The organism is Moritella sp. Urea-trap-13 (genome assembly GCF_002836355.1).
Lineage (GTDB): Bacteria > Pseudomonadota > Gammaproteobacteria > Enterobacterales > Moritellaceae > Moritella.
Genome location: NZ_PJCA01000039.1, coordinates 65376 through 77335 on the forward strand (window position 1 = coordinate 65376; position 11960 = coordinate 77335).

Annotated in this window: 7 protein-coding genes; 4 read left to right on the plus strand and 3 right to left on the minus strand. The window is 39.0% G+C overall.

All coding sequences use genetic code 11. From position 1 onward, the window contains the following. The first annotated feature begins 2 nt into the window (after window positions 1-2). The 3 genes from CXF93_RS19230 (at window position 3) to CXF93_RS19240 (ending at window position 3686) form a co-directional block, all read left to right on the plus strand. Window positions 3-1616: a phosphoethanolamine transferase gene (locus CXF93_RS19230; protein WP_101064128.1), complete on the plus strand. Its 1614-nt coding sequence runs from the start codon at window positions 3-5 to the stop codon at window positions 1614-1616. Between the two features lie 207 nt (window positions 1617-1823). After that, on the plus strand, window positions 1824-2972 hold the full coding sequence (locus CXF93_RS19235) for a hypothetical protein (RefSeq protein WP_232784264.1): 1149 nt from the start codon (window positions 1824-1826) through the stop codon (window positions 2970-2972). Window positions 2973-2978: 6 nt separating this feature from the next. Continuing rightward, complete coding sequence (locus CXF93_RS19240; RefSeq protein ID WP_101064129.1) at window positions 2979-3686, plus strand: DUF3108 domain-containing protein; 708 nt, start codon at window positions 2979-2981, stop codon at window positions 3684-3686. Window positions 3687-3754: 68 nt separating this feature from the next. Here CXF93_RS19240 and CXF93_RS19245 read toward each other — a convergent pair whose 3' ends face one another. From CXF93_RS19245 to CXF93_RS19255, 3 genes are all read right to left on the minus strand, one after another. Further along, window positions 3755-6103 carry a bifunctional diguanylate cyclase/phosphodiesterase gene (locus CXF93_RS19245; protein WP_101064130.1) on the minus strand — a complete coding sequence of 783 codons (2349 nt, stop codon included), beginning with the start codon at window positions 6101-6103 and terminating at the stop codon, window positions 3755-3757. Beyond that, complete coding sequence (locus CXF93_RS19250) at window positions 6100-6978, minus strand: transporter substrate-binding domain-containing protein (RefSeq protein ID WP_232784265.1); 879 nt, start codon at window positions 6976-6978, stop codon at window positions 6100-6102. The genes CXF93_RS19245 and CXF93_RS19250 overlap by 4 nt, the downstream gene beginning before the upstream one ends. Window positions 6979-7099: 121 nt before the next feature. Further along, entirely contained in the window at window positions 7100-8500 is a 1401-nt protein-coding gene (locus tag CXF93_RS19255) for an aminotransferase class V-fold PLP-dependent enzyme (protein ID WP_101064132.1), read from the minus strand. A 635-nt stretch (window positions 8501-9135) separates the two neighbouring features. Between CXF93_RS19255 and CXF93_RS19260 the strand changes: the two genes are divergently transcribed. Then, on the plus strand, window positions 9136-11955 hold the full coding sequence (locus CXF93_RS19260) for an EAL domain-containing protein (RefSeq protein WP_101064133.1): 2820 nt from the start codon (window positions 9136-9138) through the stop codon (window positions 11953-11955). Window positions 11956-11960 lie beyond the last annotated feature (5 nt).

Below are 11960 nucleotides of genomic sequence, written 5' to 3' on the forward strand. Positions count from 1 at the left end.
CGATGAAAAATTTCCGCATTAACCTCACCATGACTAAATTTATCTTGCTGTACTCATTATATTTTGGCTTTGTACTCAATATCCCGATTATCTCTCGCTTAATGGATATCACAGCCGATAGTAACCTCGGCCTATTTGTCTATTCCGCACCGCTATTACTGACCTGCGCCTTCGTGGTCATTTTTTCGTTATTTGCACTGCCTTATTTCGCTAAGCCATTTTTTATAATCGTTGTAATATCCTCCGCCGCCGCTTGTTATGCGACCTTAAAATACGGGGTATTATTTGACTACAGCATGATTGAGAATGTAATTGAAACCAATTCCGGTGAAGTTATTTCCTATGTGAATTTAAGCTCCATGAGTTACCTGTTTTTTGCGGGTATTGTACCGGCGATATTAATTGCCTTAGTCCGATTTAATACCCAAGAACCATTACTTACACGTATTTTAAAAAGGATCGTATTAATCGTTGTAGCTATCGTGATAAGCCTGCTAATTACAGTTTGTTTTTATAAGGACTATGCTTCTGTCGGCCGTAATAATTCTTATCTCAACAAAATGATAGTACCTGCGCATATATTTAACACCTTCAAATATATAAAAAATGAAGTATTTACTGAAAAGCTCGCTTACAAGCCCCAAGGTGAAGATGCGATGTTATCTCCAGCAAAAAATAGCAAGCCAACCTTAATGGTGCTCATTGTCGGTGAAACGGCACGTTCAATGAATATTGGTTATAACGGCTATGCACGTAATACCAATCCTTACACCCAAGATATGGGCATGATTTCATTCCAGGATGTTTCGTCTTGCGGCACTGCAACCGCGCTTTCATTACCTTGTATGTTCTCAAATCTAAACCGCAGCAACTACAACAAAAGCAGAGCAAACAGCCAAGACGATGTGCTAGATGTATTAAAACATGCCAACGTTGGCGTCCTGTGGAAAGACGATGATGGTGGTGATAAATCTGTCGCCAAAGGCGTTAATCTGATCAGCATAGATGCAAATAAAAAGACCGACCTTTGTAATGGCGAGAGCTGTTATGACGAAGTGCTGCTAAAGACATTTGACGATGACGTTGCCAAGATGCCTGGTAATAAATTAATCGCCATGCATTTAATCGGTAGTCACGGGCCAACTTATTTTAAGCGCTATCCACATCAACAAGAATTGTTCACACCATCATGCAACAAGAGTGATATTGAAAATTGCACTGACGAAGAAATCGTCAACGTCTATGACAATACCATTGCTTACACCGATTATGTGATTGCTGAAACAATTAAGAAATTGCAGGGTTATGCCAAAGATTACAACGTGGCATTAATGTATATGTCTGATCATGGTGAATCATTAGGTGAAAAAGGTTTATATCTACACGGCACTCCATACACATTTGCCCCAAAAGAACAAACTCACGTACCTTTATTCATGTGGTTACCGCAGCAATACGCTGATGCGAAAGGCATTGATAAAGGCTGTTTAATGGCGAAAGCCAAACAAGGTACTTTCTCACACGATAATTTATTCCATACTCTACTGGGATTGTATGGTGTTGACAGTAACGTAATTAACCCGCGTTTGGATATTACCGCGAGTTGTCGTTTGTAGGTAATGCCTGCTGATAGAAATAATAATTTAAACTAAAATAAAGCCTTAACATCTGTTGAGGCTTTATCGCTTTAATTTAGAGTGATAAAGCCTTAACATCTGTTGAGGCTTTATCGCTTTAATTTAGAGTGATAACATAAATTAATTCAACTCTGCATGTAGCGTATAAGCGTGGCATGGTTATTATCGCAATTGGCGGCCATTTCTTTGTTAAATTATAAAAATATATTATTCGTGAGTATGTTCACCAGTTTTTCAGCATCGAGCACAGAGCATCAGTTAGCTGAGAACACGCTCTTCAATTGGTCTGAAAATATAGTAACCGAGTCCCTTGATGGTATTTTAAATACATTTGGCGCCAGTAAAACCTACGAAAAAGACCAAGGGTTAAATTCAAGTATTATTCCTACCGCTTATTACACGCCAGAGAAAGGACTTGGTATCGGCGCGCTTTATGTGGGGTTATATAATTTATCTGACGCAGCATTAAGCCAACCATCCTCTATATCACTCAATAGCTATTACTCAGAAAATAATTCTTATGGGGTTAGTCTCAAGAATAAAAATTTCTTTGAATCCGATAGCAACAGATTATTTATTAATGCCAATATCGCTAATGACGCGAGTTATTTTTACGGACTGTCGGGACAATCGGATAATGTCACTAATTACACCGCAGAACAATTTTCAGCTGATGTCATATGGCTGCAAAAAACATCATCTCATCTTTATATCGGCTACGGTGTTAAAGGTGCGTCGATTAGTCCTACAGATATTGAAAAAAATACGCTCAACAATACCGACATATTAGTAAAAGATAATAGTATTGGTGGCTCAATTAAAATTGATTATGACAGTCGGGATAATGTTGATAACGCCTTTAAAGGCATAAATATTGGCTTACAATTTAACCAAATGTACAGTTATTCACAATCTGAAACCTATGAACAATATCAATTATATTATAGCCAATATCATCATTTTAAAGATATTGTCGGCACACTTGCATGGCAAGTAAAAGGCGAATTTAATAGTGATGATACCCCCTTTGTACAATTAGCTAACTTAGGTGGCGATGATAAATTACGAGGCTACCTAGAAGGTAAACATGTAAACAACCAAATGGTGTTTAGCCAAGTTGAATATCGAGTACCTATTTACTGGCGTGTTGGCATGGTTTTTTGGACTGGAGCGGGTTCTGTCGCCAATGATGTCTCTGGATTATTTGCAGAAACATTAGTGAGCTACGGCACTGGTTTTCGCTTCAATGTAAAAGACCGAGTTAACATACGTGCAGATATTGGATTTGGTGATGACGGTGCTGAATTTTATCTAAACATTAACGAAGCGTTTTAAATCAGCATGTTTAAAACTTTATTGTTAATATTATCCACCGGATTAGTCCATATTTCAGCTCAAGCAAGTGAGCACATATCTTGTGAGCAAGAAATTGTTTATGACCTATATTTAAACGGTTTTTATACCGGTGAGTTACAACGCCAGATTAAACAACAAGGCAATACACTGTCTTTTTTAACGCGTAGTAATATGAATATTCTCGGTATAAGTACCACGTTTTACCAAACATCGACCGTCAACTATGAACCGCAAACAAAACGCTATCTAACTGACCACTTTCACCAAGTGATGACAGGATTTAAAAACCGTGAGATGCGCGTTAATATAACCAATGATGGACAAGATGCTCTCGTCGACCTTAATGGTGAAATAACACAATACCACAGCTCGAAGCTCCCATTACAAGACATGGATAGCATTACCATGCAACTTCAAGCCAATATCAAAAAGGGTAAAAAACATTTTTATACCTTAAGACAAGCGACTGATGAAATGGAGCTATTTGAATACCAAGTTGTCGGTAAAGAGGTATTATCTAGCCGTTATTTCGGCGATATCGAAGTAATCAAAGTAGTAGAAATACAGGATAACAATGCCATATTTTGGTTTGCCCCTTCTTTAGATTATTTAATGATTAAAGCCACAAATACCGAAGGCTGGATACTAAGAGGCACTACAGAGTTAAAGCGTTATTCTGGCACTTGTATATAAATCAAAAAATCTAGCTCATTGCCTATAAAAATAAAACCCCAACGTTCGTTGAAGCTTTATCCACATAACTAAATCATGTTACAAGTCGCACTATCTACCCTCTCGATCATCTCAGAGTTAATTTCATTATGTAATAGCAACTCAAACTCTTTAGCTGGTACCGGCTTACTGTAAAAGTAACCTTGCCCATACTCGCAGTTCATTGCAATCAAATAATCAGCATGCCATTTATCTTCAATTCCCTCGGCGACGACTTTCAAGTTCAACGCTTTTGCCATCGAAATAATGGCATTTACAAGCTCACGGTCCGAATCATTGGTTTGCATATTTTGTAAAAATGCACGATCAATCTTCAACCTATCAAAGGGGAATTTCTGTAGGTAACTAAGTGCAGAATAACCGGTACCGAAATCATCAATGGAGAGTTGGATCCCCATTGCCTGCAATTTATTCAATAAAATAACGACATCTTCATTATGATTAAGTAATAAATTTTCTGTGACTTCGATATCCAATTTATTAGCGGGTAATCCAGACACAATTAAGCCCTTATTAATCTGCTTAAACAGCTGTTCACAATATCTAAATTGCACGCTCGAAAAGTTAATCGAAATATGTAACGGCGTGATTTTTTGCCACTCAGCGGCCTGCATACAAGCTTGATTAATCGCCAATTCACCCAATTTGTGTATTGAACCATTTTTTTCAGCCAGCAGAATAAATTCATCTGGAGATACAAAACCAAATTGTTCATCATGCCAACGCATCAGCGCTTCAGCACCCACGATTTTATTTGAGGATAAATCCATAATGGGTTGATAATAAAGTTCCAGTTCATTATTGGCGATCGCTTGGCGTAAACGCCCATCCAAGTCTAACGCCCGCTGTAAATCGGTACTCATCGCCGAATGATAAAAGCTGAATGTATTGCGACCATCCTGCTTTGAGCGATACATAGCGGTATCAGCACTCGCCAGTAATTGTTGAGCATTATCACCATCTTGAGGATATATAGACATGCCAATACTGCCCGAAATAAATAACTCTTGATTATCCAAAATAAAAGGGGTGTCAAAGAGTGATAAAACCATTTTTGCTAAAAATTGCGCTGATTCACCCCCTCTTAATTCCGGTATAACCAATAGAAACTCATCTCCGCCTAAGCGCACGAGAATATCAGAGTCCCGTACCGATTCTAATAATCTTTCAGTACTCTGAGTTAAGATCTGATCACCAGCAAAATGCCCCAAGGTATCATTGATCTGTTTAAAGTTATCGAGATCCATAAACATGACTAATACATTGCTATTGGTTCTTTTCGCTTGCGCTAATTCTTGCTCTAAGCGCAAATGACCATAACTGCGATTCGGCAGCCCTGTTAATGCGTCATGTGTGGCTTGATGAGCAAGTTTTTGCTCTGAAGTTTTTCTTTTTTCAATTTCTTCCGTTAACAGTAAATTTTGCCGAGATAACATGCGCTCCTGCTTATGACTTTCTTGAAATTTAGTTGTTAATACAATATTGGCATTGTTGATGATGAAAGTATAAAAAAGACCAAAAAAGACTGGCACTGCAAGAAGAGATAAACCAGCAATAAACCACCCAGATGTAAAAATATCTTTTTCATTTACGGGTTCAAACCAGCTTCTTAATTGAAACGGCGTATTTTCAATATCAGTCTCGAAATAAATTTTATTCGCGAGCGAATTGCCTCCCTCAATGTCATACTTTCTGGCCAAAGAATCCCAAATAAAAATATCACCATCCGTCGTGATTAAATCCATTCGACTTTGACTATCTTCATGTTCTTGTGCTGTTAACTGGGCAACAATAACTTGTTTATTTAAGTCTGCAACCAAGAACGCAACAGGTTTACCGGCATAATATACAAGCTTAACAAGCTGAATATGGGTATCACCAGCATATTGCAACGTACGAATAATGAAGCCTTTGTCATTGATCTCTTGAGAGTTAACCATACCCAGCATAGAATCTTTAGTGGTATCTGTATCCGCGATCACTCTGCCATCATAACCAACTAAAGAAAAGCGCAGATAGACTGATTGTTGGTTTATTGCAGAATTATCCATTAAGTAATTAAGCTCTCTATTGAGCTTGAATAAACTTGCCCCTAAACCATACTTCATTGACATACCCGATGCTAAATTAGCAAAATATGTCATCATCGACTTATCACCCGCAATATTTGTTAATTCATCATTAGTTACATTAAAAAAATACTCTAACGTACTGGTATAATTTTGAACTTTAAGGTTGAGTTCTCGTTGCTGTGATTCTTTTAGCCGTGTCTGCCCAAGATTCGTCACAGCCAAGATTGACACTAAGTAAGCAGCGAGTAATACCGCTGCAATCATAATTAAACGAGTACTCGATAATTTTTGATTCAGTTGCATCATATTTCCGATTTATTGCTGAGATTAAAATAATCGCGATAAAAATAAGACACCGATGGGTAATGCTTTTCCACTAATATCAGATAAGAACCATCATTTTTTATATCATCTAAATATTGATTAAATGCTTTACGTAACTCAGGAGAATCTTTTCTAAATACCGCGCCCATTCTTTGTTCTTGAGATATTGGCCCAATCACCTTTATCTCACCCGGCCACTTTTCAAGTGCAATCAAACTATCAGCAACATCAAGCAGAGTGCTTTCAGCATCTTTGTTCAATATCGCAGGAACCATTTCACTTAACTGCAGATCTCGATTTGGTAAGATAACATTTGCGCCTGTTTTATAAAGATCATACAAATTTGGGTCGAGGCAAGAATGTTCCATCGCCAGTACATCTTTACCTTTGATCAGTCGCTTCACGTTAACAATATCTTTGTCGATAGAGCTTGAGGGGTTAATCGGTTGTAAATCAGAATCAGAACGCGCGATCAGCCAGACTGCGGAGGGAAAATAATGGTTTGAGAAATCGGCGAGTTGTGTTCGCCAGTCAAAAATAGTAACGCCATTTGCAATGATATCGCCTTCTATTGCACATTTATTACCAAATATAGTTTTATTGTTTTTGAACTGAGCATGTTGACCCGTTAGTTTACCTATCGCGTTACTCCATTTCGCAGGTACAAATTGATATTCAACACCTAATGATTCTGCAAAACCCTTAACTAATTCAACATCCAAGCCGCTCAAAGATTGAAAATCATCTTTGTGAATATAAGAGACAAAATTTGCGTAAGGCACACCAATATGACGTAACACACCTTGTTTTTTTATATCTTCTAAATCCATTGCCAAAATACTTTGACTAAAAAACATGGCTGAACACACAAAGAAAATATTATTTATTGTTTGTTTAAATCTTGTAACTCGCATCGACACACTCTATATAATTAGACCGCATTTTAAATCGCGCCCAGTGCTGCTGGGCGCTCAGGTATTAAGCCATTCGTTTGTACAACTTCTTAATCGCGTCAACTAAACCTTGCACATCTTTTTCATCATGGAAAAGGTGTGTAGATATTCTCAATGCGTAAGTATTAGCGGTATCTTCTTTATACAATTTAAAATTGGTTGTGCGAATAATATAACCATACTGGTTGCGCAGTCGATCCCGGAACTCAGTCAGCAGTTCACTGTCTTCCAGCTCAAACGGATTGAATGTCGTTAGCGCACTGGCAAGATCATCCACATTAGGAGAAAATATATAGGCATCAGGCAGCGCTTCAGCCAATAATGACTTACACAGCGCGCCCAGTTTTAATACCCTTTTTTCAATACGCGCTCGACCAATGTCATCCCACATTTTACAACTATCAACCAAAGCTTGCTTCGCAGGATAGTTATCATTACCTATGTATTGCATTTGCTCACAAAGATAATCCGCATGTGATAATGACGAATTAATAAGCCAGAGTGGATTAACGCGATCACTCCAATATTCATTTAAGCGCGTGGCATTATCACGTACATAGAGAATACCTGTCGCACCGGGACCACATTGCCATTTATGCCCTGAACCAGCATAAAAGTCACAATCCATATCGTGAAAATCTAAATCAAGCATACCAACCGAATGAGCGCCATCAACCAATGTCGGTATTGCATATTGTTTGGCTAATTCACAAATACGTTTCGCGGGAAGTTTTGTACCCGTTTTATAAGTAATATGCGAAAAAGTAATGAGACGAACGTTAGGATTTTCATTCAACGCAGTACGGAATGCTGCAATATAATCATCGGCAGTCACATCTTCAATACCAGTGTAAACAGGCAGCTGCACTTCAACAATTTTCACACCGAAACGCTGTTTAGCGACATTCATTGCTGTTGTCGCTGCCATATGTTCATGGTGCGTGGTAAGAATAACGTCGCCTTCTTCGAAATGAAGACCATTGATGATAGAGCATATTCCATCGGTAGTATTACGGCTGAGTACCATCTCGTGTGGCAGAGCACCAAAACCTGGTGCCACATCGGCAATCATTTCTGACATATAAGGCCAAGAACCAAATCGTTCATCCATGTCCCATGGGTATTTAGCAATCGCTTTATTATTGTCTGTAAAGCCTGCTAACACATGTTTTGGCATTGAGCCCGTTGTACCAACATTCATGTATGTTGTACGTTTATCTAATACAAATTGTTTCTGAACCTTATTCCAAAATTTTCTGTTATGGCTATGGTGTGAAGAAGGCAGCCAATCGGGATCTAATTCTGAAGCATTTACAGTATTGGCAAGCACTGAGCTGCTAAGTCCTGCAACCGCGACAGTCGCAGCGGTATTTTTAAGAAATTTACGACGATTAAGACTTTTCAGCCCTGTATCTATACTGTTCATCCACTTAATTCCTTGTTAAAACGCAAATATAGGCGTAGTAATAATGTCAATGACAAACATTATCAATAAAAATCTTAGTTATACTATTGTAAAATATAAATATATTAAATCATCGAGGTTAATATGATGATTGTTTAATAGTAAGCGGTTGATAATCCGTCATTAATCATGGAAATAGGCTAATTTTCACTCCCACGTTAATAACTTGGCAAAATGTTGATCTATAAGGAGATTAAACCATAGCGGTACAGCCTTGAGGGGAGAAGTTAAGGACAGGTAAATGCATCTTATGTTATAAGAAATTCCAAAAAAGCGATCGACAGAAGCGAGTTATATAGGGAATAAGGTGAATTTATTGAGGCATTATTTACCCTTGTTACAATAAAGAATACTATACCTAATTTGGCCTATACATTACGTCGCAGTACTATTTTATAGTGATATCACTAAGGTTTATATAATATCGCATTTGACATATTGTTCGTTGTCAATGTAGGTTATGAATACTGTCTTTTTCACCATTTTCATTACATAAATAATGACTCTGGTTTTCAGTAACAGACTTGACGGGCATATCCCAACGAGAGTGGTTCTCCTTTAATTTATCTCGCGAGTTAATTATTAACAGGTGTTTAATGCTATTGAACTTATCTTTGATAAGACTGTTATTTCCCCGTAATAAGCCCTTACCCTTGTGGCAACGACTCTGCCACAGATGCAGACAACTCCGGCTTCCACTATTACTCTGTTTAAGCCTCTCTCCTGGGGTAAGCAATGCGCTTGAAAATATAACCCTACAACTAAAATATTTACATCAATTTCAGTTCGCTGGTTATTATGCCGCATTGGAAAAAGGCTATTATCAGGATGCTGGACTTGATGTTGCTATCATCGAAGGAATTGACGGCAGCGAACCTGAACTAAACGTACTCTCAGGTAAAGCCCAATACGGTATTGGCAGCAGTAGCTTGATGCTATCTCACAGTGCAGGAAAACCACTTGTTGTACTTGGCGTCATACTCCAACACTCACCATACATATTATTGGTACCGTTACAGGGTGCGACACAAGGTATCCATCAAATAGTAGGTAAACGCGTAATGATCGCAGCACAAGCTGACGAACTTGTCGCTTACCTTCATAAAGAAGCTATTCCTCTAGAAAGCCTACAGCAATTACCACACAGCTTCGATCCAGAAGATCTGATCCAAGGTCGAGTCGATGTATTTTCAGCTTACGCCACCAATGAGCCAGATTATCTTGATCGCGCAGGATTCCGTTATCAAACCTATAGTCCACGCTCTGCTGGTATCGATTTTTATGGTGATAACCTGTTTACCAGTGAGCTGGAGATTGAAGAACACCCCGAACGAGTTGAAGCCTTTCGCCAAGCAAGTATCAAAGGCTGGAAATATGCATTACAACACCCTGAAGAAATTGTAGACCTTATCTTAGCCAAGTATTCACAACGTAATTCGCGTGCACATTTATTATATGAAGCGCGACAAATAAAACCATTGATAGAGTCAGTGTTGGTAGAAGTCGGTTATATGAATCCAGGGCGCTGGCAGCATATTGCCAATACCTATGCAAAGCTTGGCATGCTACCGCCAAATTATCCCTTTAAGAATTTCCTCTATGAACCTCGATCCCCCACCAATATGTTCTGGTGGTATGTAGCCCTATTCTCACTAATCGTAGTAATACTGACTATTAGCACTGCCCATTTCATCAGTCGGGTGAAGGAACGTAAACTTTCCCGAGAGCAGATGGAATTTAAAAATACCCTATTACACACTCAACAAGAAGCGTCTATCGATGGTCTATTGGCGGTCAATAGTGACGGTCGAATAATCTCAATTAACCAACGTTTTACAGATCTTTGGCAATTAACCCCAGAGGCTGCAGCACTTAAAACCGAAGCGGAACTACTAACTAAAGTCCTAGACAAAGTAAGTGAACCAGACGTATTTACACAACGAATTAACAAAATTAATCAGCAGCATCTCTTAGTTAACGCCGATGAAATCACTTTCAAAGATGGCCGTGTTTTTGAGCGTTACTCAGCACCCATGATCGCAGATGATGGCCAATATTTCGGTCGATTATGGAGTTTCCGTGATATCACTGAGCGTAAAGAAGCGGATGAATTAATCTGGAAACAGGCCAATTTAGACTTCTTAACGGGATTACCTAACCGCTATATGTTGCATGATAGCCTCAGCAGTGAACTAAACAAAGCCGAACGAACTGGAAAAAGCGTCGCCATATTATTCCTCGATCTCGACCATTTCAAAGAAATTAACGATACCCTGGGTCATGATGTCGGGGATAAATTGATCCAAGATACTGCCAAACGGCTACGTCGATGCGTTCGAGAAACAGATACTATTGCACGTTTAGGCGGTGACGAATTTACCGTTATTTTAGGGGGATTGGATGAATTTCACCTTGTAGAACGGATCACTAACAAGATCCTTAATCATATATCGCAACCATTTCAATGTGGTGATGAAATGGTGCATATTTCATCGAGCATTGGCATTACCATCTACCCTGAAGACGGCATTGCTGTCGATACCTTATTAAAAAATGCAGACCAGGCGATGTATGCAGCCAAAGAACAGGGCCGTAACCGCTTTCAGTACTTCACCTCAGCGATGCAAGAAAACGCCATTGCACGTCGATATATGACCAACGACCTGCGCAAAGCCTTAGCAAAAGATCAATTCATCCTCTTTTATCAGCCTATTATTGAGCTTGCGACAGGTAATATTGTTAAAGCTGAAGCCTTGATCCGATGGCAACACCCAGAACGAGGTTTGGTCAGCCCACTTGATTTCATTGCTATCGCAGAAGAGACTGGCATGATCAATGACATTGGTGATTGGGTATTCCAACAAGCGGTAAACCAATTGAGTCTTTGGCGTCAAAACCATTACAGCTCCTTTCAGATGAGCATTAACGTTTCACCGGTACAATTTTGTGCCAACAGTGACCTGCATGAGTGGTTTGAGTGTTTAAACAATCTGAACTTACCAGGTGATGCCCTGATTGTTGAGATCACTGAAGGATTACTGATGGAAGCAAACCACCTAGTGACAGACAAGTTACTGGCCTTACGTGATGCTGGGATCAATGTCGCATTAGATGATTTTGGTACAGGTTATTCATCACTTTCCTATCTCAAGCGTTTTGACATAGATTATTTAAAAATAGATCAATCCTTCGTCCGCAATCTAAAACCACTATCAGAGGATCTTATATTGTGTGAAGCGATTATAGTGATGGCGCATAAGCTCGGTATCAAGGTCATTGCCGAAGGCGTCGAAACCCAAGAACAACAACAATTGTTGGTTGGTGCAGGCTGCGATTGCGCGCAAGGGTTTCTGTATTCTAAAGCCGTTCCGGCCACTGAATTTGAGTTGCTATTAGCGGTCGAAAAATACGCTTAATGTAC